General features: G+C 48.0%; 25 protein-coding genes and 1 other annotated feature. Of the genes, 9 read left to right on the forward strand and 16 right to left on the reverse strand.

The window, feature by feature from the left end; genetic code table 11:
- Positions 1–37: 37 nt before the first annotated feature.
- The 7 genes from ACN6MW_RS01005 to ACN6MW_RS01035 all read right to left on the reverse strand — a co-directional run bounded on the left by ACN6MW_RS01005 (position 38) and on the right by ACN6MW_RS01035 (position 5,574).
- On the reverse strand, positions 38–1,060 hold the full coding sequence (locus tag ACN6MW_RS01005) for a metal ABC transporter solute-binding protein, Zn/Mn family (RefSeq protein WP_419873837.1): 1,023 nt from the start codon (positions 1,058–1,060) through the stop codon (positions 38–40).
- A gap of 296 nt (positions 1,061–1,356) precedes the next feature.
- Positions 1,357–3,360, reverse strand: a complete 2,004-nt coding sequence (gene metG, locus ACN6MW_RS01010; RefSeq protein WP_419873838.1) for a methionine--tRNA ligase — start codon at positions 3,358–3,360, stop codon at positions 1,357–1,359.
- Positions 3,361–3,414: 54 nt separating this feature from the next.
- Positions 3,415–3,697: a binding site (T-box leader), on the reverse strand.
- Positions 3,698–3,762: 65 nt separating this feature from the next.
- A complete protein-coding gene (gene yidD, locus ACN6MW_RS01015; RefSeq protein ID WP_419873839.1) occupies positions 3,763–4,020 on the reverse strand; it encodes a membrane protein insertion efficiency factor YidD in 258 nt (85 codons plus the stop codon).
- Complete coding sequence (locus ACN6MW_RS01020; protein ID WP_419873840.1) at positions 4,020–4,457, reverse strand: Fur family transcriptional regulator; 438 nt, start codon at positions 4,455–4,457, stop codon at positions 4,020–4,022. Before ACN6MW_RS01020 ends, yidD begins: the two co-directional genes overlap by 1 nt.
- A 77-nt stretch (positions 4,458–4,534) precedes the next feature.
- On the reverse strand, positions 4,535–4,759 hold the full coding sequence (locus ACN6MW_RS01025) for a hypothetical protein (RefSeq protein WP_419873841.1): 225 nt from the start codon (positions 4,757–4,759) through the stop codon (positions 4,535–4,537).
- Between the two features lie 35 nt (positions 4,760–4,794).
- The gene (locus ACN6MW_RS01030) at positions 4,795–4,995 is read right to left on the reverse strand and encodes a hypothetical protein (protein ID WP_364149175.1); all 201 of its coding nucleotides are present in this window, start codon (positions 4,993–4,995) and stop codon (positions 4,795–4,797) included.
- 153 nt (positions 4,996–5,148) lie between these two features.
- Positions 5,149–5,574, reverse strand: a complete 426-nt coding sequence (locus ACN6MW_RS01035) for an Hsp20/alpha crystallin family protein (RefSeq protein ID WP_419873842.1) — start codon at positions 5,572–5,574, stop codon at positions 5,149–5,151.
- 152 nt (positions 5,575–5,726) lie between these two features.
- On the opposite strand from ACN6MW_RS01035, the gene ACN6MW_RS01040 reads away from it, so the two are divergent.
- Genes ACN6MW_RS01040 through ACN6MW_RS01060 form a run of 5 tightly spaced genes read left to right on the forward strand, consistent with a single transcriptional unit; the run spans position 5,727 to position 7,521 of the window.
- Positions 5,727–5,954 carry a spore germination protein gene (locus ACN6MW_RS01040; RefSeq protein ID WP_419873843.1) on the forward strand — a complete coding sequence of 76 codons (228 nt, stop codon included), beginning with the start codon at positions 5,727–5,729 and terminating at the stop codon, positions 5,952–5,954.
- Complete coding sequence (locus tag ACN6MW_RS01045) at positions 5,951–6,154, forward strand: spore germination protein GerPB (RefSeq protein WP_364149181.1); 204 nt, start codon at positions 5,951–5,953, stop codon at positions 6,152–6,154. The genes ACN6MW_RS01040 and ACN6MW_RS01045 overlap by 4 nt, the downstream gene beginning before the upstream one ends.
- 41 nt (positions 6,155–6,195) lie before the next feature.
- Positions 6,196–6,864 (forward strand): spore germination protein GerPC, encoded by a 669-nt coding sequence (gene gerPC / locus ACN6MW_RS01050; RefSeq protein WP_419873844.1) that lies wholly within the window; start codon positions 6,196–6,198, stop codon positions 6,862–6,864.
- Complete coding sequence (locus tag ACN6MW_RS01055) at positions 6,864–7,073, forward strand: spore gernimation protein GerPD (protein WP_364149184.1); 210 nt, start codon at positions 6,864–6,866, stop codon at positions 7,071–7,073. Before gerPC ends, ACN6MW_RS01055 begins: the two co-directional genes overlap by 1 nt.
- A 16-nt stretch (positions 7,074–7,089) precedes the next feature.
- Positions 7,090–7,521: a spore germination protein GerPE gene (locus ACN6MW_RS01060; protein WP_419873845.1), complete on the forward strand. Its 432-nt coding sequence runs from the start codon at positions 7,090–7,092 to the stop codon at positions 7,519–7,521.
- A 93-nt stretch (positions 7,522–7,614) separates the two neighbouring features.
- On the opposite strand, the gene ACN6MW_RS01065 is transcribed toward ACN6MW_RS01060, so the two are convergent.
- Positions 7,615–8,643: a YeiH family protein gene (locus ACN6MW_RS01065; protein WP_419873846.1), complete on the reverse strand. Its 1,029-nt coding sequence runs from the start codon at positions 8,641–8,643 to the stop codon at positions 7,615–7,617.
- 196 nt (positions 8,644–8,839) lie between these two features.
- Between ACN6MW_RS01065 and ACN6MW_RS01070 the strand changes: the two genes are divergently transcribed.
- Together ACN6MW_RS01070 and ACN6MW_RS01075 are read left to right on the forward strand one after the other, a co-directional pair.
- Positions 8,840–9,724 (forward strand): LysR substrate-binding domain-containing protein, encoded by an 885-nt coding sequence (locus ACN6MW_RS01070; protein WP_419873847.1) that lies wholly within the window; start codon positions 8,840–8,842, stop codon positions 9,722–9,724.
- A 103-nt stretch (positions 9,725–9,827) separates the two neighbouring features.
- Positions 9,828–11,696 (forward strand): squalene cyclase, encoded by a 1,869-nt coding sequence (locus ACN6MW_RS01075; RefSeq protein WP_419873848.1) that lies wholly within the window; start codon positions 9,828–9,830, stop codon positions 11,694–11,696.
- 47 nt (positions 11,697–11,743) lie between these two features.
- Here ACN6MW_RS01075 and gntK read toward each other — a convergent pair whose 3' ends face one another.
- Positions 11,744–13,282 carry a gluconokinase gene (gene gntK, locus ACN6MW_RS01080; protein ID WP_419873849.1) on the reverse strand — a complete coding sequence of 513 codons (1,539 nt, stop codon included), beginning with the start codon at positions 13,280–13,282 and terminating at the stop codon, positions 11,744–11,746.
- 106 nt (positions 13,283–13,388) lie between these two features.
- Positions 13,389–14,285, reverse strand: a complete 897-nt coding sequence (gnd, locus tag ACN6MW_RS01085; protein WP_419873850.1) for a phosphogluconate dehydrogenase (NAD(+)-dependent, decarboxylating) — start codon at positions 14,283–14,285, stop codon at positions 13,389–13,391.
- A gap of 131 nt (positions 14,286–14,416) precedes the next feature.
- Here gnd and ACN6MW_RS01090 point away from each other — a divergent pair, with 131 nt between their 5' ends.
- A complete protein-coding gene (locus ACN6MW_RS01090) occupies positions 14,417–15,262 on the forward strand; it encodes a MurR/RpiR family transcriptional regulator (RefSeq protein WP_419873851.1) in 846 nt (281 codons plus the stop codon).
- Between the two features lie 81 nt (positions 15,263–15,343).
- Here the strand turns inward: ACN6MW_RS01090 and ACN6MW_RS01095 are convergent, their stop codons facing one another.
- The 6 genes from ACN6MW_RS01095 to glgB all read right to left on the reverse strand — a co-directional run bounded on the left by ACN6MW_RS01095 (position 15,344) and on the right by glgB (position 24,693).
- Positions 15,344–16,693 (reverse strand): GntP family permease, encoded by a 1,350-nt coding sequence (locus tag ACN6MW_RS01095; protein ID WP_419873852.1) that lies wholly within the window; start codon positions 16,691–16,693, stop codon positions 15,344–15,346.
- 259 nt (positions 16,694–16,952) lie between these two features.
- Complete coding sequence (locus ACN6MW_RS01100; RefSeq protein WP_419873853.1) at positions 16,953–18,938, reverse strand: glycoside hydrolase family 15 protein; 1,986 nt, start codon at positions 18,936–18,938, stop codon at positions 16,953–16,955.
- Positions 18,920–20,383: a glycogen synthase GlgA gene (gene glgA / locus ACN6MW_RS01105; protein ID WP_419873854.1), complete on the reverse strand. Its 1,464-nt coding sequence runs from the start codon at positions 20,381–20,383 to the stop codon at positions 18,920–18,922. The genes ACN6MW_RS01100 and glgA overlap by 19 nt, the downstream gene beginning before the upstream one ends.
- A 110-nt stretch (positions 20,384–20,493) precedes the next feature.
- Positions 20,494–21,606, reverse strand: coding sequence for a glucose-1-phosphate adenylyltransferase subunit GlgD (gene glgD / locus ACN6MW_RS01110; protein ID WP_419873855.1), 1,113 nt, complete (start codon positions 21,604–21,606; stop codon positions 20,494–20,496).
- Complete coding sequence (locus ACN6MW_RS01115; RefSeq protein WP_419873856.1) at positions 21,603–22,769, reverse strand: glucose-1-phosphate adenylyltransferase; 1,167 nt, start codon at positions 22,767–22,769, stop codon at positions 21,603–21,605. The genes glgD and ACN6MW_RS01115 overlap by 4 nt, the downstream gene beginning before the upstream one ends.
- Before the next feature lie 31 nt (positions 22,770–22,800).
- Positions 22,801–24,693 (reverse strand): 1,4-alpha-glucan branching protein GlgB, encoded by a 1,893-nt coding sequence (gene glgB, locus ACN6MW_RS01120; protein WP_419873857.1) that lies wholly within the window; start codon positions 24,691–24,693, stop codon positions 22,801–22,803.
- Between the two features lie 699 nt (positions 24,694–25,392).
- Here glgB and ACN6MW_RS01125 point away from each other — a divergent pair.
- Positions 25,393–26,286, forward strand: coding sequence for a PAS domain-containing protein (locus ACN6MW_RS01125; RefSeq protein ID WP_419873858.1), 894 nt, complete (start codon positions 25,393–25,395; stop codon positions 26,284–26,286).
- The last annotated feature ends 2 nt before the right edge of the window (positions 26,287–26,288 follow it).

The raw sequence follows: 26,288 nt of genomic DNA on the forward strand, positions 1-26,288 counted from the left end.
ACGGAGCTTTATCAGCTCCGTAGGTTTGCCTTTTGTTCTATTGTAATGCTTGCACAAGATTTTGCAAGTTTCGTTCCATAAGCGTGAGATACGTTTCTCCGTCTTTTTCCTGGTCCGGCGTTAAGCCTTCAAGAGGATTGAGCACCATTGTCTCTACGTCAGCCTCGTTCGCCAACGTCTTGGCAAGCTGATCCGATACGAGCTCCTCGAAAAATATATATTTCACGCCGTTGGCTTTAACAAACTTTGAAATTTCCAGCAAATCCTGAGCGCGCGGTTCCGCATCAGGGCTTAATCCCATGATCGAAATCTCTTTCAATCCGTAGTCACGGGCAAGGTATCCAAATGCTTGGTGAGAGGTCACGATATCCTTATTCGTCGTTTGGGCAAGCTTGGCGGTATAATCCGCATCGATGGATTCAATCTTCGTTTTTAACGCCGCATAGTTTTTCTCATAATCTGCTTGGTTCGCGGCATCCGCTTCGATCAAGCTATTTTTAACGTTTTCCGCCAGCTTGAGCGCTGATTTCGGACTCACCCAGGTATGCGGATCCACGCCGCCATGATCATGGGCTTCCTCATCCGCATGCTCATCTTCATGTTCTTCTTCATGCTCATCCTCGGAGCCTTCGATCAGCGTAATCCCGTTGCTCATTTCCTTCGTAACGACAGAACTGTCTTTCGACAAACCCTTCAGGAAACCGTCTACCCAGCCCTCAAGTCCAGCTCCGTGATATAAAAACAGCTCTGCTTTTGAAGCGGTGTCCAGATCACGGCTCTTCGGCGTCCAGTCATGCGGCTCGATTCCCGAAGCGACTAAGTTAACCGCTTTTACATGGTCACCGCCAATTTCAGAAGCGAGAAAATACAGGGGATAAAAACTGGTTACTACGCTAACCTGCTCGTTATCTCCGTTGCCGGCCGCAGTTCCGCCTGTTGAATTATTCGTTGATGAACCCGTCTGATTTGAATTATTGCCGCATGCCGAGGCAATCAGCAGCAACGCCGACAAGAAAAGGCAAAGCGCTGCTGTGCGTAACGATATTTTTGAATCTTTCATTCGGTTATCTCTCCATTCTATCTTTCCTTCTTCGTAATCGTTATTATTACGTTTTGTATTATACGATGCCTTTTAAGAGACTGTCAACCCTGTTTACCTTCTGGATTGTAAAGTTACGGCGTCTATCTTTATTTACTTTTTTTATGAACAGCTATTTGATTATCTGTATGGACCAAAATCATGGGATTTATGATAGAGAGTTAACGAAACGGAATAAACCCAGAAAAAAAGAGGCGTCCCTCTGTCATTGCGACAGGTGGAACACCTCTATTGACTTTCAGGCGAGTATAGTTTTGTTATTTCACTACCGCTCCGTTTGGCATATCCTCCGGCACGGTTGCAAGCGTCAGCTGATCACCATGCGATGCGGCAAGAATCATGCCCTGCGACCATTCACCGCGCAGTTTTACAGGCTTGAGGTTCGTGACGCAAATAACTTTGCGCCCGACCATTTGCTCCGGCGTGTAAAACTTTGCTATGCCGGATACGACCTGTCTTTGCTCAAATCCAAGATCGAGCTGAAGCTTGAGCAATTTATCCGCTTTATGCACAGGCTCAGCGGCAATAACCTGCGCAACGCGCAGCTCAACTTTGGCAAAATCATCAATTGCGATTTCTTCCTTGGTCTCGGCTGGCGCTTGCGAAGCTGCTTTTGGATCTTGCGCATCCTTACCTGCAGCATCCGGCTGTCCAGCAGCTTGCTCAGGCTGCGCGCCCCCGCCCATTGCAGCGGCAATAAATGCTGACTCCTCTGCCGTATCCAGGCGCGGAAACAACGGAGCGCCTTTGCTTACTTTCGTTCCGCCCGGCAGGGAACCGAATTGCTTGGTGCTCTCCCAGGTCGTTAACTCGCCTTGTTCTAAGCCTAGCTGCTTCCACATTTCCCGCGGGGAATGGGTCAAGAACGGTTGAAGAAGAATAGAAACAATACGCAACGATTCCGCCAAATGATGCATCACGGATGCCAGCTCGGCATTTTTAGCCTCATCCTTAGCCAAAGCCCACGGCTGCGTTTCATCGATATATTTGTTCGTGCGGCTGACAAGCTGCCATAATGAGGCAAGCGCCACCGAAAACTCCATATTTTCGAGCGCAGCTTCTACCTGGGCTATCGTTTCACCTGTCAGCTTCTGCAAAGAGTCATCGAATTCCGTTACTACGCCAGCAAATGCCGGTACAACGCCATCGAAATATTTATCGATCATTGCAATCGTACGATTAAGCAGATTGCCGAGATCGTTAGCCAAGTCAAAATTTATACGTTCAACAAAGTTTTCCGGCGTGAAAGTGCCGTCAGCACCGAATGGCACCTCGCGCAATAGGTAATAACGAAGGGCATCGAGACCATAACGGTCAATCAGCATGACAGGGTCAACGACATTGCCTTTGGATTTCGACATTTTGCCATCCTTCATCAGCAGCCAGCCATGGGCAAACACCTTCTTCGGAAGCGGCAAATCCAGCGCCATCAGCATGATCGGCCAATAAATCGTATGGAAACGAACAATTTCCTTCCCGACCAAATGAACGTCGGCAGGCCAGAAATCTTGGAACTTTTGGTCGCTGCCTTCATTGCCATAGCCTAATGCCGTAATATAGTTGGACAAGGCGTCTATCCACACGTAAATGACATGCTTGGGATCTCCGGGAACCTTAACGCCCCAATCGAACGTCGTGCGCGACACGGCCAAATCCTCGAGACCCGGCTTAATGAAGTTGTTGATCATTTCATTTTTACGCGATTCCGGCTGAATGAAATCCGGATTGTCCTCATAATACTGCAGCAATCGATCAGCGTATTTGCTCATCCGGAAGAAATAGCTCTCTTCCTTTACGAGCTCGACCGGACGGCCGCAGTCAGGGCATTTGCCGTCATCGAGCTGACGTTCCAGGAAAAACGACTCGCAAGGCGTACAATACCAGCCTTCATAGGCACCCTTATAAATATCATCCTGCTCCAAGAACTGCGCGAATATTTTTTCGACTACCGTTTTATGGCGTTCCTCCGTTGTCCGGATAAAATCATCATTCGAGATTTCAAGCTTCGCCCAAAGATCCTTGATGCCAACGACGATATCGTCCACAAACTGCTGCGGGGTTTGATCCTTTTCCTTCGCTTTGCGCTCAATCTTCTGGCCATGCTCGTCCGTACCGGTCAGGTACCATACATCAAAACCGCGAAGACGTTTGTAACGAGCCATTGCATCGCCCGCCACCGTTGTATAGGCATGGCCGATATGAAGCTTGTCGCTTGGATAATAGATTGGCGTCGTGATATAAAAATTGTTTTTTTCCGTCATCAGAAATCCCCCAGTCCTATTTTTGTGAAAAAAAACGCAAAAAACTCCCGTCCATCATGGGACGAGAGTTTGAACTCACGCGGTACCACCCAAATTTCAATCCGGAAATGACCGTAGTAACCGGCACTTCAAGAAAGCTTCGTGTGCCGCCTGCTGGGCGGCTAACGCCGGTAACGCTAGCTTCGCGTCGCTCCCTTGCCAGCCCTGAATGATGGCTGCAGCTCGAAAGCGAATCCTCCCGGACCATTTTCTAATAGTGTCCCCTGCCGGCTTGCACCATCCATCCCGGCTCTCTGCAAAGGTTCTGCTATTATACTTATCCGTTCCCCGGACATATAAAGAAATCTAGATTTCATTTTAACCGTTTATAAATCAAAATATACCGAAGTATGCCCCTCCCTGTCAAGGTGCATCTGCCTTCTCTTCTTTGGCTGGCGGCACAGGGTCATACCCGCCGGCGTTGAACGGGTGGCAGCGGGCAATTCGCTTGACCGCGAGCCAGCTCCCCCTGGCTGCGCCATGCTTCTCGATTGCCTCAAGCGCATACATCGAGCAGGTCGGGTAGAACCGGCAGGATGGCGGCGTCAGCGGCGAAATTACCTTACGGTAGAAATGGATCGGAGCTTGGGTGACTCTGCGCATGACTCGTTTATTCGGCATTAAGCTTCGTTAACTGCGGACTCTTCTTGAATACAAGCTTTGCAATAGCCGAACACCTCGAATTTATGCTTCACTACCCGGAAATCATCGGGTACGCTGGTTTGCTCCATCGGGCAAAAGGTGATCGGATACGTCATGCCGCATTGCAGGCATATCATATGATGATGATGATCATTCTCCCTGCAGTGAAGCTTGAACTTGCCGCCGTCTTCGAAAATGACCTGCTCCAAAACGCCTAGCTCTTCCATGACGCGAAGATTGCGGTATACGGTATCAAAGCTGAGCCCGGTATAGGATTTTCCCATATATTCATAGACTTCTTTAGGAGCCAAATATCCCTGAGTCTCCGAAAACAGCTTGGCCAACGTTTTTCTTTGATCCGTTATTCTCAATCCTTGACTAGACATGCGTCGTATAATGTCTTCCATCGTATGCATATGTCGAACCTCCGGACTAAAAATGGTTTAACTCCATAATGACGAAAAAAAAAGCTCTCGTCAATGAGAGCCTTTTTTTAACCGTTTAATCTCATATTAATCATAAAGCTGGCCGCCATCGCCAAGAAAAGCACGATGCTCAAAATCCCTGCCAGCATTCGCCTTGCATTCAGCCGTTTAAGGAGTAAGGAATCGTTAGATTGCCGCTTCGCCTCCGTGTAGGAGCGATGCATAAACATAAAGGTGATAATGGAAACAACAAACAGCATGTTAACGACAAACCAGATTAAAGTCCAATTCAAGCGCTTACCTCCGCTCGTGATCAGCTATAGAACGGCTATAGATACCACTTGTTTAGTATAAACATAAAAACGACGAAGCTCACGGCCGCTCCCGCGAAACTCACCCAGCCTGTACGGAATTTTTGCTGAAACATGCGCAAAATCCCAAAGCTGAGCAAACCGAAAATCAGCATTAAAAAAACGATTCCGAGTATGAATAACGAAGCAGATACACTGCTTACATCGACTAATGACACTGAACACACTCCCTTTTTTGCTGTTATGTACATGTTCATTAGACATTATAAGGGATAAGGATGCCATTAGCCAACCGTTAACCCTGTCGATTTCGTGACAAAAAGAGCACATATCTTAGGACATGCGCCCTTTCCGTACTGAGCCGCCCAGCTCTACCAACGAACGACGGCTTCATGGTAAGTACGAATTGCAGGCCGCTTCTGAAGCTTGACATGCAGCACATTTTCTTTCAGGAGCGTTTTGCAGATTCGCGGCTTTACCAGCTTCGGCAGCTTAATCGTTTCCGTTTTGCCGCCGGGAAGCCCATCAAGCTTCAGCCTATCCTCCCTTACAAACAAACGCAGCTGCTCCTTTACGAAGCCGTCCGGTAAATTTATTTTCACATTTACAAAATGGCGGGTCTCGGAAAAAGTCGCTGATCCCCCGCCAATTATAACACCAGCCGCTTCAGGCAGCGCTTTAGTCATCATTTTACGCACATACTGCTCAACCCAATCCGGCTCGCGAAGCAGCTCAAACCCTTTCGGAAGCTGCTGCCTTTCCATCCATCGTTCCATATCATCCCATTTGGATGCCACAAGCTAACACCCGCCTTCCAGCACTTCTGCCAGTATATGCGCCCATCGCCGTTCACGATACATGCAGCAAGGGAACCTCTGGGCGAATGCCGCATAAGATATAGCACGGTCATCAATTTCTTCAAACACTCAAGAAAAAAAGGAGGATGCTCATGCCAGCAGTTGTCGGCTTTGTCAAAATTGTAAGCATAGGCTCCGGCTCCATTGTCCAATTCGGCGATTCCTTGGAAGTTTCTCCTTCAAGCAGCTCCAAGACCTATGCCGGATCAGGCTCATTCTTAACCGGCAGCCTAACCAACTCCAATAATGCGGTTAGCGCAACAAACACTCTTGATCCCGACGTTCAGGACAATTCGAGCAATGAAGTGAGCGCGATATGAGTCTGACCATTCATCAGCAAATTACCATTCATCAGCTCCGTGTCGAAAGCGTATCGAACAGCTCCGTCCTGCAAGTTGGCAGCGCGGGTTCGATCCGATCGTTATCGCAGCTGTATAATACCGGCGGGTTCACCGGTCCCGCTCCGCAGCTCGGCGGAGATAACCCGCTTTCTTTCGTGCCTCTGCCGAACCCATCCTAGGAGGTAGGATCGATCCTATAACGAGAAGGAGGAGCAGTCTCATGCAGCAGCCTAATCCATTGTCGCCTTGGCAAATGTGGTCGCTTGAAGTTCAAAATAAACTCAAAGAGCAGCAGGAACAGCTCGATGCGCTTAACGCAAAGGTCCTCGCGTTGTGCGAACAGATCAAGCAGCTCGAAGCACGCCCTACTTATAACATCGAGAGCATTGAATATCATTTTGATCAATTGAAGGTAGAGAAGCTGGACGGCACGTTAAATATCGGCATGACTGCTCCCGGTATGGGCGACGAATCCTTTCCGGGCAATATTGAACAGCTGTCTGTCTCCCAGCCCGAGGTTTTCCCCTCTGCGGGGCCTTCTATTCCATCCCCAAGCGGCGTGTATAATAACATTTTCAATGAAATGACCCGCTATCTGGATGACGAAGCCCCGCATAAGCTGGTTTCCTACGAGAATGAGCTTTGTATTCCGTTGGACCCTTACCACAGAAAAATTATTATTGATGATATCCGTAAACAGGTACCGACCCGCATTCATTACTATATGCAAAAAACGGATCAAGGCACGGATGCGCAGAAAGCCGCCGCGGATGATCAAGCGACCGCGGCAAGCGTCCTTGCCAAAACTAGAAGGGACGCCGATGCCGCGCTACTCGCCTATATGCGACAGCTCCAGACCGGCGCGCCTTCATCTGGAGGAATGGCTTAATGCTGCAATTCAAAGTTATCAACCATTATTTGAGCGTGGGACAAATTGAAATACTCGGGGTATCCAGCGCATCGATGCTGCAAGTCGGCGATACCGATAACGTGGCATTATATTCGATGTTCGATACGCCGCCCGAATCCGTTATCGTAGGCCCGATGGCACCGTTCCCGCTGCCTGAAGAAGCCGGCGAGTCGACCGGCGAGTCTTAGAAAGCGGCGGATGCGAATGAACGTACAATCTGAGAATAGCTACCCGATACGCACAGCGAATGTCGGTTCGGTTTGTATCATAAGCGTCGCGCAATCTGGCACGGTCCAGTTTGGCGACCGCGCCGAGACAAAGGGCCTGATTCGCGCGCTTGCTCTTCAGCGGCAAGAGGATCATACGACGGCGGGAGATGTTTTTTTTGAATCCTACCCGCTATTTTCCCGTCCCCTGCCTGTTTTAGTTGATCCCGCGTTCGAAAACGGACAGGGAGTTCAACTGCTGCGAACCAACTGTTCGCCGAACATTATTGTCGGGAACATCCAAGTCATTGCAGCCGGTTCATCTGCCAGCATCCAGATCGGAAACGGCATGAAGCTTACCGGTGAATCACGAATCAAGCATATCCGCCAATATCCGCGTCCAAAACCCGTTCCGCCTGTTGGCTGTTAAACCCCGTGCACATCGAGAGATCAAGCCTTAGTAATGATAGTTGAGCTTGCGGGGGGCGATCGATGTCCCCCATATCGTATGCGCTATATTTTCCTATGCCAAATGAAAGCCATGGACAAGCAGCAGCCCCAGTCCCGCAAGCAATATTGAACCAATAAAACCCGCAATAAAAGGCTTCTTGCCTAATTTTCTAAATATAACGAAATCCACGCCAAGACCAAGACCCGCCATCGCCATTGCTAGCAGCAAATATGCGGCAGCAATGATAGGCTCCGTCAACGCATCAGGCACGATGCCTAAGGTATGAACCCCGCTCATCGCTAGAAATCCAACGATGAACCACGGTATTGGTAGACTTTTCAAGCTCATACGTTGGGTTTTTCCTGCTTTGCGGCTGTTCCATAGCCCTAGGATAACGGCAACGGGGACAAGCATCGCTACGCGTGTCATCTTCACGATAACGGCTAAATCAATGGCTTCTTGCCCGCCGGGCGCTGCCGCAGCAATGACATGCGCTACCTCATGCAGCGTCGCGCCCGAGAATATGCCGTAACCTGCGGCACTTAAATTCAGGACCGGATAGAAAGCTGTATAGGCCAGCGTAAACAATGTCCCCAAAATAGCCACCGTCGCCGCGCTTATTGCCGTTTCATTTTGGTTGGCCTTCACCTGAGGAGCAATGGCCACCACGGCGGCTGCACCGCAGATCGCAGTCCCGCAAGCGGTTAAAATCCCAAGTTTTTTGTCAATGCCAAGCCATTTGCTTACCCCATACACAACCATAATCGTAAATACGATATTAATGACCGCTATAGCAAGCACCTTGGGGCCCGCATGAAAAATATCGGACAAATCCAGCCGCATCCCTAGCAGAATAATCCCGATACGCAGCAGCCTTTTGCTTGAATAAGCAATGCCGCTCGCAGCCGCTTCCGGCACACCAATCCAAGCGCGAATCGCGATTCCGAGCAAAATGGCCGTAACCAGCTGCCCCATCACGCTAAAAAACGGAAGCATCGCGATCATTTTCGCTGCAATCGCAATGATCAGCGTCATGGCTAGGCCAAGCATGAACCCCATGCCTTTATAGGAATGATTTGCTAACAAATCTTTGTTTGACATAACCCTCACCTCTGCCCGGATTCCCGTGTTACTGTCTTATTTGCTTTCACTATACGGCTCTTTCGCAAGGATGTGAAATACGTATTCGCTATCCTAATCATTACAAATCCTTATGATTGAGTTTGCAAAACCGCTTTTAAACCATTATTGTTAGCGAATAGTCGCTTCCAAACCTATTTAATAATGAGGGATAATAATGATTATTGAAGCGTTGCGCGTTTTCGTTACGGTATCGGAGCAAAGGCATTTTTCAAGAGCGGCTGAGCTATTAAATCTTTCTCAGCCCGGCGTCAGCCAGCATATACGAAACTTAGAAAATGAACTGGGAGCAAAGCTGCTCCACCGTTCCCCGAAGCATGTCCGCCTCACCGAAGCAGGCGATATCCTGTATCAGAAAGCTAAACGGATATTAACTTTATACGAGGAAGCCAAACAAGATATCCAGCTCCTTCAGGATCAGGTGACCGGCTCCCTCATGATTGGAGCAAGCTTTACGATCGGCGAGTACGTGCTTCCAAAATGCCTTGCGGAATTTGCCGCCATGTACCCGCTTGTCGCTATGCAGGCGACGATCGGGAACACGGATGAAATCGTGCAAGCCGTCCGGTCAAACGAGCTGGATATCGGACTTATCGAAGGCGAAGCCCATGCCGCGGATTTGAATATTACGCCTTACATGAGAGATGAAATGATTCTTGTTGCTCCCTCCTCGCATCCTCTCGCCGCGGCCCGCTTTGTTGATGCCGAGCTGCTTCAAAATCAAGTTTGGGTGCTCCGAGAAAGCGGCTCGGGCACCCGCGCCTTCAGTGATCAATTTTTTTCGGATGCCCAAATCGTCCAGAAGCGATCGTATGTGTTCAACAGCAGCCAAAGCGTGAAAGAGTCGGTTATTGCCGGTTTAGGCATAGCCCTGCTTTCGCGATGGATCGTGCGGAAAGAATTGGAATCAGGGGAATTAAGCGAACTCCCCTTGAACAAGGAACGATTTGAGCGGCATTTCTCAATTATCCGCCATAAGGAAGGAACGGCGTCTATGGCCTTAACGATGTTCATTCAGAGACTGTTATCATCGAACCTTTAAGCATATCGCCCGTATGGCACAACAGCAGCTTGAACTTTGACTTTCATCGCATTCCTCCGCATATACATAAAGCAATTACGGTTGCAAAGGATGAATGCGCCTGATGGACATGAACCGAATCCGTGCACGGATAGATGGACTGACAGCCGAGCTGCTAAGACAGCAATCTCGGGATGGGGCTTGGCGGATGTGCTTCGATACCGGTACGATGACGGATAGCCACCTGATCATATTGCTTCGTTTGCTTGGAAGAACGGATGAGCATCTCATTCGGCTGCTTGCAGCAAGAATTGCTTCCAAACAAGAAGCAAATGGAGCGTGGAAGGTGTATCCCGATGAATTGGAGGGGAACCTCGAGGCGACGGCCGAGGCTTATTTCGCTTTATTGTATGCAGAATATTATTCGGAATTTGATCCTCGCATGGTAAGAGCTAAGCAGTTTATTTTGCGGCGCGGCGGATTATCAGAGGCCAGAACCTTGCTTACCCAGGTTATTTTCGCGGCTGCCGGCCAAGCAGAATGGCCGCGTTTATTGCGAATCCCGCTCGAAGCTTTCTTTTCCGATTTGGGAATTGGTATCGATATATTCTCGCTTTCCGGTCACGCCCGCGCACATCTTGTCCCGACATTAATAATGGCCAATAACCAATTTGTACGCAAAACGTTTAACATGCCCGACTTATCCTCCTTATTTACGGGAAGCTCGCGTGCGTTCTCCAATGATTCAACCTGGATATCCGCTTTAAATGCCTTTATTTCCAGTTTTCCGCTCGCAAGCCTGCTTCCGGCAAGTTCCAAAACCGCTCTAGAGCAAGCCGAACGGTTTATGTTTGAAAGATTAGAGCCGAACGGCACCCTGCTAACCTATTCCACGGCGACGATGTTAATGATATTAGCTTTACTTTCTTTAGGCTATTCCCCTGTGTCCCCTCCCGTTAACCGATTACTGGCAGGGATCCTAACATTAATTTGCGGAGATCGGCCTCATCTGCAGGTCGCATCCTCGGAGGTATGGGATACCGCCATGATTGCCTACGCTTTGCGGGAGGCAGGCCTTCCGTCCCAGCATGCAGCCCTGGAACGGGCAGCAGCTTATTTGCTGGAAAGACAACAAGACCGGGTCGGCGATTGGGCAAAAGGTTTGCCGAATACGCCGCCGGGAGGCTGGGGCTTCTCCCACGTCAATACGCTTTATCCGGATGTGGATGACAGTGCGGCTGCCCTTCGCGCCATACGTCCGTATGTTTCCGAAACGAAAGAATTAAAAACCAACTGGCAGCGTGGACTTAACTGGGTATTGGCGATGAGAAATGATGACGGAGGCTGGCCGGCTTTCGAGCGAAATGGGCAGCAGCTGCCTACAAGCTTCTTTGCGTTCGAAGGGTCCGAGGATATTTCTACGGATCCGTCAACCGTCGACATCACAGGCCGCATCCTTAGCTTTCTTGGAAAAGAACTCGATATGACGATCAGTCAGCAGTGGCTGGGTGACAGCGTGCGGTGGGTGCTGTCCCAACAGACGCGGGAAGGCAGCTGGTACGGTCGCTGGGGCATTGCTTATATCCACGGCACCGGCGCCGCTGTTCAAGGCATGATCGCCGTAGGCGTATCTACGGATCATCCCGCCATCAAAAAAGGGATCAAATGGCTTCACGAAATCCAAAACGAGGACGGCGGTTGGGGAGAATCCTGTCTTAGCGACAAAGAGAAGCGTTATATTCCCTTGCACGCAAGCACCCCCTCACAAACCGCTTGGGCGCTGGACGCTTTGATTGCCGCTCACGAGAAACCAACCCCCGCCTTGCAAAAAGGGGTCGATGCGCTTCTCCTGCTGCTTGAACGGCCTGATTGGACATACAGCTATCCTACCGGAGCGGGGCTGCCGGGAAGCGTATACATCAACTATCCGAGTAACAATTATATTTGGCCCTTGCTTACCCTGACCTCTGTTTTGAAAAAATACGGATCCTAGTTTTCCACATAAAAAACAGCCGGAATTCCGGCTGTTTTTTTGAAATGTTATACGTATTTTTGCTGAAATGCTGCTATGCTTGCGTACTCCTCGGTCAATAACCTTGAAACGCGGATGTAAATGCGCATCAGCTCGGCATAGATTTTGGCGTTTTCCTTGTTGGGCAAATGGAAATGCGAGCCTCCTACCATATCGGCAACCACTTCTAACGAGTCGATTTCCCCTAAGCTGTATAAGCCGAGAATTACGGCCCCGAGACAAGAGCTTTCAATGCTTTCGGGCACATGCAGCTCTTGATCAAAAATATCGGCCATCATCTGGCGCCACAGTTCCGATCTTGCAAAACCGCCGGTAGCTTGTATCTTGGTAGGCTTGCCGGTCAGTTCCTCTAACGCCATCAGTACGCTGTATAAATTAAAGATAACGCCTTCCAGAGCCGCTCGGATGAGATGCTCTTTCTTATGATGCAGGCCAAGCCCAAAATAAGAGCCTCGTGCATTCGCGTCCCAAAGCGGTGCGCGCTCTCCCGACAAATAAGGATGGAATATGAGGCCGTCTGAGCCTGGGTTCGCCTTCGCGGCAAGCTCAGTCAGCAGCTCGTAAGGGTCGATCCCCCGCTGTTTTGCCGTTGCAATCTCTTCCGTGCCGATCTGATCGCGAACCCATCTGAATATCATTCCCCCGTTGTTTACGGGACCGCCGATGACCCAGTGATTCTCGGTCAATGCGTAGCAAAAAATCCTACCTTTCGGATCCGTAACCGGTTTGTCCGTCACCGCGCGAATTGCGCCGCTCGTGCCGATTGTAACGGCAACGACACCGGGCTCGATGGCATTAACGCCAAGGTTGGAAAGTACGCCGTCACTCGCTCCGACCACAAATGGCGTAGAGGATAGCAAGTTCATTTGCTGCGCGAAATTTTCGGCCAATCCCTCAAGCTTAAAGGTTGTTGGAACAAGTTCAGACAATCGGTCTGCCGTTACGCCTGCCACCGATAACGCTTCTTCATCCCACTGCAGATTGTTCAGATTGAATAACCCGGTCGCGGATGCAATCGAATAATCGATAACGTAACGGCCAAAAAGCTTGAAGAAGACATATTCTTTGATCGAAATAAACTTATAAGTCCGATCGAACAGCTCCTTGTGATCATAGCGAAGCCAAGTAAGCTTGGATAACGGAGACATCGGATGAATCGGCGTACCCGTGCGCAAATAGATATTATGCCCGTTCCACTCGTTCTTGATCTTGTTCGTCCACTCCATGCTGCGGTTATCAGCCCAAGTTATGCATTTCGTTAACGGGATGCCTTCGTCGTCTACGGCGATGACGCTGTGCATAGCTGAGCTAAACGAAACGCATAAAATATCTTCCGGCTGGACGTTGCTTTTCTTAACGGCTTGTCCGATCGTGCCCAGCACTGCATTAAAAATTTCGTCAGGATCCTGCTCCGCGATAGCCGGTGAAGGGGAATGCAGCGGATATTCTATGCCATGGCTTGCTACTATCGCACCCTTAACCGTAAAGAGCACCGACTTCGTGCTAGTCGTCCCGATATCTACACCGATTACATATTTTGTTTTCAACTCCGTACCTCCTTATGCATTTGCCAGACTGTCAGCTGTTTTGCTTTTTTAAGAATCTATAACTATTACAATAACATCTATGCCAATCTATATTCAATTCGCAGCATTATGAGCTTACGACGCTGTGACCGCCGAATTCATTGCGCAGGGCAGCCACTACTTTGCCCGAGAACGTATTTTCCTCTAACGAGCGGTATCTCATCAGAAGCGACAAGGCGATGACCGGCGTTGCGGTTTGCAAATCCAAGGCCGTTTCAAGTGTCCATTTCCCTTCTCCTGAAGAGTGCATGATGCCTTTTAAGCCTTCCAGGCGCGCATCCTTTGCAAAAGCGTTTTCCGTGAGCTCCATCAGCCATGAGCGAACAACGGAACCGTTATTCCAAACCCTTGCAACTTTCTCGAAATCGAAATCGTACGCGCTTTTTTCCAGCAGCTCGAACCCTTCTGCAATCGCCTGCATCATCCCATATTCCACGCCGTTATGCACCATCTTCAAAAAATGGCCGCTGCCGCTTTCGCCTGCATGCAAATATCCGTTCTCGACGCAAATGTCATGGAACAGCTGTTCAACGGAAGCGAACGCTTCTTTATTTCCGCCAATCATCGTACATGCGCCGTTTCTTGCACCCGATGTTCCGCCGCTTGTTCCAACGTCCAAGAAATGAATGCCCTGCTTCATTAGCTGCTCCGCTCTTCTAATCGTATCTTTATAGTTCGAATTACCGCCGTCGATGAGAATATCTCCCGCTTCCAACGATTGGCTTGCCTGCGTGATAACCGACTCCGTAAGCTCGCCAGCCGGTACCATCATCCAAATGACGCGCGGAGCTTCCAGCTTCTGAACCAGCTGCTCAATAGTCTCGGCACCTTGCGCTCCATCCGCGGCAGCTTTCTCGACCGCTTCTGCATTGACGTCGAATACTACCGTTTTGTGCTGATGCTCCATGATATTCAACATTAAATTGTAACCCATTTTACCTAACCCGATTATACCTATTTGCATATGAATTCATCTCCTAAAAGTTAATTAAGCTGCTTTGCTGTCTATCGTATCTGTATGAAATATAGGATCATTCTGCCGTTTATGTTATACTTTTCATGAAAAAAGCTGCTACGCGAGGGGAAACAACTACCATGGTGCAAAACATGCTCGGTAAAATCCGTTCTTATTATGCAAGATTCAGCGAAAAAGAAAAGAAAATTGCTACATATATTTTAAATAATCCCGAAAAAATCATTCATAGCACAATTAACGAGGTTGCAGATGATTTAAATGTCGCTGAAGCTACTGTTTTTCGCTTTTGCAAGCACATTGGCTATAAGGGCTATCAAGCGATGAAAATCGCGCTCGCCTCAGAAATCATGACGCCGATGCAGCAAATCTATGAAGAAATTAACGAGAACGACAATGAAAAAGCAATTGCCGAAAAAGTGTTTAAATCGAATATCAGAACCTTGGAAAATACATTTCAAATTTTAGACGGCGATAACTTTGCCAAAGCCGTAGCTTATATCGCGCGTGCGAACCGCGTTCATTTCTATGGAATCGGAGGGTCGGGAGTCATCGCAATGGATGCCTTCCATAAATTCATACGTTCCGGCAAACAAGCTTTTGCTTTTACGGATGCCCATTTCCAGCTGATGTCCGCCGCACAGCTGACGAAGGAAGATGTCGCTGTTGTGATCTCCCACTCCGGTACGAATAAAGACACCATTCGAATCTTGAAGACAGCAAGCGAGAACGGAGCAAAGACGATAGCCATAACCGGTTTTCCAAAATCGCCCATCAGCCAGCATGCAGACGTCTCGCTTCATACAAGCTCGGACGAAACCGAGTACCGCTCTGAAGCGCTCGCCTCAAGAATCGGTCAGCTCAGCCTAATCGATGCCCTCTATGTCAATGTAATGATCATCAATAAAGAAAGAGCGAACGTATCTCTTGAAAAAGTACGCGAAGCGATTTCCGATACAAGAATCTAAGCCACTCGTGTTGTTATAGAAGAAGGTGAGCAGCTGACTGCGAAGAGTCAACGGTTCACCTTTTTTTTGTACGGATAGAGATTAAACGAACATATCCAATACGAGAATAAGCACAAGCGCAGTTACGGAAATAATCGTTTCAAGCGCTGTCCATGTTAATAGCGTTTCCTTGACGGTCATTCCAAAATATTCTTTGATCATCCAGAAGCCCGAATCATTCACATGAGATAATATAAGCGATCCTGCTCCTGTCGCAAGCACGAGCAGCTCCAGATTAGCTCCTGGCACAGCTGCTGCAATCGGTGCTACTATCCCTGCCGCGGTCATCATGGATACCGTTGCCGAACCTGTAGCGACGCGAATCAAGGCTGCAATCCCCCACCCGAGCAATATCGGGGAAACATGCGAAGAGGTAGCCAGTTCCGCAATGTACTCACCAATACCGGAATCAAGCAATACGCGGTTGAAAGCTCCTCCGGCTCCGATGACCAACAAGATGGTTGCAGTCGGAGCCAAGCAATCGTTCGTAAATTTAAGTACGGTCTCCCTGCTAAGACCGCGGAAGAAGCCTAAGCTAAAGAAGGAATATACGGTTGCGATCAATAACGCGGTAACGGGATCTCCGATAAAGCGCAGCGCTTGATAAAGTCCGCTCTCTTGCTCAAGAAAAAGCTCGGCTATCGAGGACGTAAGCATTAGGATAACGGGAACGAGTACCGTAAATACCGTGTTAAAAAAGCCCGGTAATTTTCTTGTGTGATTGGCCTCTGCCAGTTGTTCCCCTATTTCTTTCGGCACCGTCTTATGGATACGATTTCCGATCCAATTGCCGTACAATGGGCCTGCAACGATTGCGGTTGGAAGTCCCACGATAATGGCGTAAAGAATCGTAATGCCGACATCGGCATTGAAAATGCCAACGGCTGCCATTGCTGCTGGATGCGGCGGAACAAGACCGTGAACAACGGAAAGCCCTGCCACAAGAGGTACACCGATTTTAACTAAGGATACGCCCGTCTGCCGGGCGATTGTAAATACGAGAGGAATCATCAATACAAAGCCGACCTGGAAAAAGACGGGAATCCCGACGATAAAAGCTACGAACATCATTGCCCAATGAACATTTTTTTCACCAAAGCGTTTGATTAGCGTTTGTGCGATCCTCTCGGCTCCGCCGGATTCAGCCATCATTTTTCCAAGCATTGTCCCCAAAGCAAGAACGATCGCAAGGAAGCCCAGCGTATTGCCCATGCCTGTCTTAATGGAGTCAATAATGCCAGTACCCCCAGCTTCCGTGGTGAACAACGGCATGCCTGTTGCAAGTCCGACACCAATCGCTGTAACAATCAATGAGACGAACGGATTGAGCTTAGCTACTGTGATCAGCAACAGCAGCACGACAATAGCTGCCAATACGATAAGTAATAACATAGTGTGTCCTCCTAGGTTGTCTTGTAATTTGCCGAGCAAGCTTATCAATTATATGAAAAAAAATTTCTCAAATCAATATCATGAATAGAAAAATATTTTATTATTTGTGTCGAATACTCAGTTATATAGTATGAGTAATAAAAAACATTTCATTCAAGCACCTGCCACTCTCGTAAAATGGCATAACAAAAAAGACCGTGCAGGCTGGTATTGCAGCCTGCGCGGTCTTTTAGTTTAAGCTGATTATCTCGATTGAAATTTACAATTGATTGTTCAATTCCTTTTCGGTACGAAGACGCTTATATTTCTCGGCATATTTGCTAACGCTGTGCACCACAGTCGCATGCGACCAGGTTAGCGGCGCGACCGACAAAGGCGTTCCGTCGTAAGGATTAAGCTGCTCAGGCAGCAATCCGCTTTGAAGCCCGTGATCCGAAACCCACTGCAGCGTTTGCCGCGGCCCTTCCAGCTCTTCCAGCGTTTTTGCGGAATCAATTTCAAAGTTGGCTACCCACAAGGTACAGATAATCCAAGGGTTGCCTGGAACCTTGTCAATCTCGCCCGACTGCTGGAAGTAATAATCGTTCGTATAACGAGCGATTCCTCCAATATGCGTCTTGACCTGCAGCCCTTCTTTGATCGCCAGCATCGTCTGCACGACACGATAATCATCGACGGGAAGCACGCCAAATTCCAATACGCCAAACAAGCTGCTTTCAAGGGTCATATCCTTCACCCATCGGTTATCCTTCTGGATCAATCCGCGCGCGAAACGCCCTGCTTCCTCATCCCACAGATGAGTAATAATGCCATGCTTGATCAGCTCTGCCGTGCTCTTGTAATGATCGCTGCGCTCGTAATCGCCAAAGAGATCCGTAAAGAATGACGCGGCCATCAGACCTCCGTAAACGGATGCTGCGGTGTACGTCCAAATCCCGTAACGTTCCTCCCATAAATCATAACTCGGCTTGGGCAGTGACAAGGAAGGCTCAATGTAGGAGCTTAAAAATGAAGCTGCTTTCCGGATTAAGTTGCTGTAAAGCGATTGCGGGAGCTCAATGACCTGATTTCGGGAATAATCCTTCCATAGGGCAAACAGCACGAGCGCCGTTTCATCTTCTTGGATCGGCAATCGCCTGCTTCCTTGTACGATATAGGGATGCCAGCTGGAGCCTACCGTACCGTCCGGATTATATTTGTGATACAAATAACCCTCCGGCGACAAAGCTTGCGCACAGAAATGGAAGAATGGCGCGATAACGCTTTGGTAGCCAGCCATTGACATGGCATCCGCAATGAGTGCCCCGTCACGCGGCCACATATAGCTGTAATGATCCCGGTTATATTGCAAAATATCGGTATCATTCGCAGCCAATATCGCTCCCCGCTCGTCAACTTGCGTTCGCACAAGCAGTAAGCTTTGTTTAAACATCTTCACAACATCATGCGGCAGATCGCCAAGATCGGTCTCCGCCCTGCGAAGCCAGTGTTTCCAGTAAATGACCATCCGGCTAAGCAGTTTTTCCGGATGATTGTCCTGCACATATTGGTTCAGTTCCTTTACTTCTTCTAAGTTCTGACTAATAGACATCCAGTAGTAAATGGATTTATCGCTGTTTGGCGGAATGATTGTACGGAAGCTAATCGTACTGTCAACCGAGCCTTGGGCAATCGAATTGCCCATAAGCACGCCGTCCTCAGCGTCACGCCACGTGCCTTCAGCAGATTGGAATCTTTTGATCCCCGTCGAATACTGGGTCATACCGCCTTCATCAGAGAAACCGTTGAACATGAAATAGTTATTGCGCTTGTAGTGATAAAGGGTATGATTTTCCGGATAATAAACGGCTGTATCACCAACCTCGGAACCGTCAATCATCAAATCCTGATGGAAAAATAAACGAACCTCTTTTGTATCGTTTGTCTTATTGCGTATTACAACCCGTTTAATGTAGATGCATTCCCGTTGATGAATGCCATCATTCATATGGAGCTCGATGCCTAATCCATCATGCGTTGCCGTTATATTCGTAACTAACGAATCATCAATATAATCTAAATCAAACCTCCACTCGGGCTCATCCAGCCAGCTGAAGGCACCTTCTACCCATACGCCTAAGCGGCAATATTGACCGCCTACGTGATTCAGCTGACCGACGAATGGATAATATATGTCCCGAATGTAACAGTGCTGATCCAAATTAAGGAGCATCTTACCGTTTCCGATTACAAGATGACGGGCCATGACTCTTTCTCCTTTCGATGCGCTAAGAGTTGTGAGTAAACGGATATATAGGCTTTAGCGGAGCGGTTCCAGCTGTAATCTTCATTACTGCCGTTACTCACGATTTGCTTCCAGGCTTCCTGATTACGGTAAAGAGCCAACGCTCTTCGCACGGTGTACATATAATCATGCGCATTGTAATTAGTGAAGCTGAAGCCGTTTCCTTCGCCAGTATATTCGTTATAGGCTTGTACCGTGTCCTTTAATCCGCCGGTCTCGCGAACAATCGGTACAGAGCGATAGCGCAAAGCAAGAAGCTGACTTAGACCACATGGCTCAAATTGAGATGGCATCGCAAAGATGTCCGAGCCTGCATAGATTCGACGGGCAAGCCTGTCATCATAGCCGATCCATACAGCAAATTTATCGGGATAATGGTATGCAATATGATTAAAAAACTGTTCATATTTCGCATCTCCGGCACCCAGCACAACAAATTGCACGTCTTCTTGCAAGAGCTCTTCAAGCGTAGCCATAATGAGATCAAAGCCTTTTTGTTCCACTAACCGGGACACAATACCGATGAGCGGCGTATCCTCGGATTGCGGAAGACCCAGCTCGCGTTGGAGCTCAAGCTTATTCTTTCGCTTACGGCTTAATGAGTTTCGGTATGGAACATCTAATGAGCTGTCATTCATCGGATCAAACAGCTCATCATCAATGCCGTTTACGATGCCCACTAAGTCGCCTGAACGGTATCTCAGCAGGGAATCCAGCTTTTCCCCGAAATATTCCGTTTGGATTTCCTCGGCATAGGTGCCGCTGACCGTCGTCAGCTTGTCGGCATAGACAAGGCCGCCCTTCATGCAGCTTCCTGCCCCATGGAATTCCAAGCTGTCAGCAGAGAACATGTCATGGCCCACGCCAAGCAAATCCATGAGGAGGTCAATGCCAAATAAGCCTTGATATTTCAAATTATGAATCGTAAATACCGATTTGGTATAAGCCCACGCCGGATCGTGATAGTACCTTGTTTTGAGTAGAAACGGTATAAGTCCTGTTTGCCAGTCATGGCAATGTACGATATCCGGATGGAAATCCATGTAGCGAACAGCTTCCATTACCGCAAAACAGAAGAATACGAACCGTTCAGCGTCATCGCCGTAGCCGTAGAGACCTCTGCGCTTAAAATAAAACTCGTTATCGATCAAATAATATGTAACACCGTCAAACTCGGCTCTCAGCAGCCCGCAATATTGATTGCGCCAGCCGAAGGAGACCGTAAAGTGAGCGACTTGCTCAAACTGCCCAATCAGGGCGGCAGGGATTTCTTCGTATTTCGGCAGTACGACTCTGGTATCAACGCCCCGCTTATTCAGCGCCTTAGGGAGCGCCCCTGCAACGTCGGCGAGTCCGCCTGTCTTCGCAAGCGGCACAGCTTCTGATGTTGCGAACAAAATGTTCATAGGATTCTCCTTTCTTATGGACGCCGCATCAGCAATGCATCAACCTAATTGGAAACGGCTTGCGTCTTCCTATCGTGGTATAGCGCATGTTTCGCGGCAAAATAATAAATTTAGATAATTTTTCTTTTCCCGGCCAAAAATGGGGCGCTAGCGGCTCCGCGAATGTCTCGCTCCGCTTCAACGCGTACATCCTTGTCCAAAATACTGTGCTGCAAAAAGCTGTCTTCACCGATGATACCGTTTTGCATCACGATGCTGTTACTTACGGTTGCGCCCTTCTGAACATGCACGCCCCGGAACAATATGCTGTTAACGACTGTGCCTTCAATGCGGCAGCCGTTTGCAATAAGCGAATTCGTAACCTTTGAGCTCCCTAAGTACCGAGCCGGAGGCTCATCCTTAACCTTCGTAAAAATCGGTCCAGGCTGGTAGAACAGCTCTTTCCAGACATCCGGATCAAGCAAATTCATATTGTTGCGGTAGTAGCTGCCCACCGTGTTCACCACGCCTAAATAACCCTCATACATATATCCATAAACGTTAAGCTGATCCAGCCTTGAGAAAATCGCATGGCGTACCAAATGATCCTGCCCTTGCGCCAGCGAGGTTTCAACGAGCTCCATGAGCAAATCCTTACGCATGACGTACATCTCCATGGAGCTGATGTCGCTTGGCATGCGGCCGTAGTGGTCTTGGATTGCCGTAATTCTGCCTTCCTCGTTCAACTTCACCTTGCGGGCCTTGCCTGACAACAGATCCGATTGTTGCTTGCAAACGACCGTAATGTCCGCTTCCCGCTCCAAATGAAACTGAATCACCTTCTCGAAATCGATATTGCATACCATGTGGCTGCGAGTAATGACCACATAGTCCTGCGATGCGCGATTGAAATAATCTCGCTGCTGATAAAAATGGTATAAATCCCCGCGGCTGATTTCTTGAATATCGTCAGTAGCGGGAGGCAGTACGAATAAACCGCTTTGGCGATGCTGAAGATCCCAATGCTTGCCTGATCCGAGATGATCCATTAGCGAGCGGTATTTAGTATGTGCAAATACCGCTACCTTTGAAATTCCGGAATTCACCATGCTGGACAACACGAAATCGATTAAACGATAGCGGGCGCCGAAAGGCACCGTTGCCAAGCAGCGTCCCTGCGTAAATCCTTCAAGCTCATCCGTCTCATGAATTAGATTAATAACCCCCATGACTTTGTGCTTCATGAGTGCTCCACCTCCCGCAGCAAATGATCATTCGTCACATATTGGTCAACGGCAATGACCGTAATCGCGTCATCTGCCGGGCTGCCTATCGTTACGCCTGCTTGTATGACTGCTCCTTCACCGATTATCGCACGGTAAATACGCGCGCCCTCGCCTATTTTCACGTTCGGCATGACGACCGACTCGGAAATGACCGTGTCTTTCGCGGCATGGACGCCATAGAACAATACAGATCGGTCTACGATTCCTTCAATCAGACAGCCCTCTGTAATCATGGAAGCTGTCACCTCTGCTTTAGCCCCGATATGCTGTGCCGGCCGATTAGGATTAACGGAGTAAATTCTCCAATCAGAGTCTGCCAGCTCCAAGGACGGCTCATCGGCAAGCAGGTCCATATTCGCTTCCCACAAGCTGTCGATGGTTCCGACATCCTTCCAATAGCCTTTGAAAGGGTAAGAATGAAGCTTCTTGCCGTCCCTCATCATGGCAGGAATAAGATCCTTGCCGAAATCGTGGCTAGAAGTGCGGCTGGCTTCATCGTATATCAAATATTTTTGGAGCTCGGACCATGTGAAAATATAAACGCCCATAGACGCGATGTTGCTCGTAGGATTTTTTGGTTTTTCCTCAAAGGCGGTTATACGGTCTTCATCATCGATATGCATAACCCCAAAGCGGCTAGCTTCCTTCCAGTCAACTTCAATGCCGGCGATCGTTACATCGGCGCCTGAGCGCTTATGATGCTGCAGCATCAGATCGCAATCCATTTTATAAATGTGGTCGCCAGAAATAATAAGAACGTATTCCGGATTATAAGGTTCAATAAAGGCCATATTTTGATAGATTGCATTTGCCGTTCCTTTGTACCAGACGCCACCCTTTTGCTTCATGAACGGCGGCAAAATCGTCATGCCTCCGTCACGCCGGTCTAGTCCCCATGGACTGCCAATCCCGAGATAACGGTTAAGCTCGAGCGGCTGATATTGTGTAAGCACGCCTACCGTATCAATCCCAGAATGCGCGCAGTTGCTTAATGTAAAATCAATTATTCGGTATTTCCCGCCAAAATAGACAGCTGGCTTTGCTAAATCCTTTGTAAGCACGCCTAATCTTTTACCTTCGCCTCCTGCGAGCAGCATAGCGATCATTTCTTTTCGGCCCATGGACACCAACCCTCTCTTAATGTGTGTTCCCCTAGTCTAAGGTGAAGTACAAGAATGTAAAGGGGGGCAAGTGAAGCGTAATGCTTTGTTCGTGACCATGCCAAGCTACGTTTTCGCTGCTATAGCTTTGCTTTGTTTGTGTTTCCGTACCGCCAAATTGCTTGTCGTTGCTATTTAAGAAAGAGCGATAAGAACCTGGCTCTGGAACACCGATGCGAAACTCCTGATAATCGTTTCTGGAGAAATTAGCCACGACGACCGAAAAATCGGATTTTCCGCGGCGGATAAAGGATATGACAGATTGCTCAGCATTATGAACGTCAATCCATTCGAAGCATTCCTGCTCGCTGTCCCGCTCCCATAGCGATGGCTGGTCGACATACAAGTGATTCAGCGTTTTGACGTAATGTTGCATGCTGCGGTGCATATCGTATTCAAGCAGCATCCAGTCCAGCATATCGCTGTCCTTCCATTCGTCAAACTGCCCCCACTCACTTCCCATGAACAATAATTTCTTGCCGGGATGAGTCATCCAATAGCCATAAAAAAGCCTTAATTGAGCAAATTTTTCTTCATAGGTGCCGGGCATTTTGTTTAATAGAGAACGTTTTCCATGCACGACTTCGTCATGCGACAAAGGTAAAACATAATTTTCCGAAAAAGCGTAAAGGAGTGAAAATGTGATGAGATTGTGGTGGCTTGAGCGTTCGGACGGGTCCAGTTCCATATAGCGGAGCATATCGTTCATCCAGCCCATATTCCATTTAAAATTAAATCCGAGGCCGCCTTTGTAGGTTGGCGCGGTTACAGCAGGCCATGCGGAAGAATCTTCAGCAAGCATTAGGGTATCGGGGTAATAATGAAACACGGTTTCATTGAGCTTCTTGATGAAGCGGAGAGCATCTAGGTTGTCAGGTCCGCCTAGGTAGTTATAAGTGTGCATTTCCGGCGGTTTATCCATATGTAAATTGATCATACTCGCAACAGCATCTACACGTAAACCGTCAATGTGGTACATATCCATCCAATACATCGCATTGGAGATTAGAAAACTGACAACCTCTTGTTTGCCAAAATCAAAAGACAAAGTGCCCCACAGCGGCTTCTCGGCACGCTTGGCATCTGCTCCTTCAAAAATGGGCGCGCCGTCAAATAAACGCAAACCGTGGTCGTCCTTGCAAAAATGTCCAGGAACCCAATCCAAAATAACGCCAATGCCAGACTGGTGGCATTTGTCAACAAAACGCATTAGCTGCTTAGGTGAGCCGTAGCGGCTCGTCACGGCGTAAAAACCCGTAATTTGGTAACCCCAAGACTGATCTAGCGGATGTTCGGATAGGGGCATAAGTTCAATATGGGTATAACCCATTTCTGCCGCATAAGGAACTAATTCTTCAGCTAATTCTTCATACGTATAAAAATCTTCCTTGCCTTTGATTTTCCAAGAGCCGGCGTGCACTTCATAAATGAGCAAAGGATTGTTATAGGCAGGGAGCTTACGCTTCTTGCGCTGCCAATTTCCGTCCTTCCATTTATAGCCGCTTAACCCCGCAACGATTGAGGCTGTCCCAGGACGGCGTTCAGCATAGAACGCGTATGGATCGGCCTTTCTAATCATCGCGCCCTCCGGGGTTATGATCTCGTACTTGTACAATTCGCCTTCTCCAAGGTTAGGGATAAACAAGGAAAAGATGCCCGTTGCGTCGATTCTATCCATGCAGTGGAGAGTTCCCACCCACATATTGAAATCGCCGATAACTCGCACTTCTGCTGCATTCGGAGCCCAAACCGTAAATCGCACGCCGTCTTTACCGTCCACACGGACGAGGTGAGCACCCATAAAACGGTAGCTGTGATAGGAAGTGCCTTGGTTAAAAAGATATAGATCCTTGTGCGAAAGCCCGTTTGGTGCCGTTTGAACCATTCTTGGTTTCACCCCCTGTTGGATGATCAATGACGAGTCAGAATCAGCAGAGCCTGCAATACTTAATCCACATTATACATGGTTTGGTGAAAAAAACACAGTCGTGTTACCTTTTTTTCGACAGTATCAATTAACCCCATGTCAGATTAAGTAACATTAATCTGACTTGTGCCCATAACGCGTTGGATATAATAATGCTTAGCGCAGTAACCCTTCGTAATTGATTCGTTGATGCAATTTACCCATTTGCAGTTTGAAATTTGTTTTACTCGACGGGGTCTTACCATATTTGGGTCCCCGTGTCTCAAAAATCTCTGATGATGCATCGCGCATAAGTCCTTGGCTTTAATCGGCTTCATACAGTTTTCAATGCTGCAATGGTTCATTTGTCAGTCTCCCCTGTGTACGCCAAGTCGTTCATATCTGAATCGCTATGGTTGTCTGCTATCATATTATCGGGAAAATGAATGAGAATAAAGCCTGCTGTACGTTTATTACAGTTGATTTAGACTAAAATAAACTACATATACACCAAATTGATATGAATTAAGCTACCGAGTTTAATTAATTAAACCTATTTAGCGATTTTGAAACATGCACGAAACCGTCAAATTCATAGACTTGTTTGTCATGAGGGGCTATTCTATACTTTTACTTGGTTATTGGGAAAAGGAATGGAAATATGAGGAGTGTTTAAGGTTGTCGATTTATAGTCAGATCTTCCAGTTAATGCACCAACCCATGATTATTTTACGACAAAATGAGCGTGAAGTCGCAATTGAAGATGCAAATAACGCATTTATTCGATTATCTGGTTATACGCTTAAGGAGCTTAAATCGAAAAAGAGCCAACATTTGCTTCAAAAATACAAAATCGACAATTCCAGACAAGTAGTAAAAAGCGAGGTTGTTATTTATACGAAGCAAAAACGCCAAATTTCGGTAAGAATCGACCAGCAGCCTTTGCCAAATAGCAGCGAAGATAACTTTTGCAGGGCCTATATTATTTTTGAGGATTTGACTCCTTACAAGTGGATAGAGCAGCAGGCAGAAAGAAACAAAGTCATACTCAGCGGAATCGTCGATCGAAATCAGCATGTTCGTTTTTTGAGAGACAACTTGGCGCCGCTGCTATTCGAGCCAGACCGCAAAATGCAGGATGAAACGCTGCTTCAATTTTTGGATGACACCGAGCAAGTGAAAATTATGAAGATCATTCAAGAGGCTTATTTGTTAAAAAAAGAAAGAAGCCTGCTGCTTAAGACGAGCAAGCTGAGCGGAATCGAGCTCGAGCTGTCTGTCACCTTCGCTCCTATTATCGATGGATTTGGTGAGGTTTTTGAATTTGCGTTCGTCATCTGGGATTTACGCCCGGTAGATAATCAAATCGATGCATCCGTAAAGCTTCGTATATGGATGGCCAAACGGGATATTACGGCAGGCCATTTGTCCTCATTGACCGGCATCTCTATCCAAACCATTTCAAAACTGCGCAACGGGAAAATATTAAAGCCCCAAAGACTCACAGCAGAGCTGATCGCTTCGGAGCTTCAAGTCGAAGTTCATGCTATTTGGTCAGAAGTAAGAAAATAAGA

It is taken from the genome of Pristimantibacillus sp. PTI5 (genome assembly GCF_048572955.1).
Taxonomy (GTDB): domain Bacteria; phylum Bacillota; class Bacilli; order Paenibacillales; family Paenibacillaceae; genus Pristimantibacillus.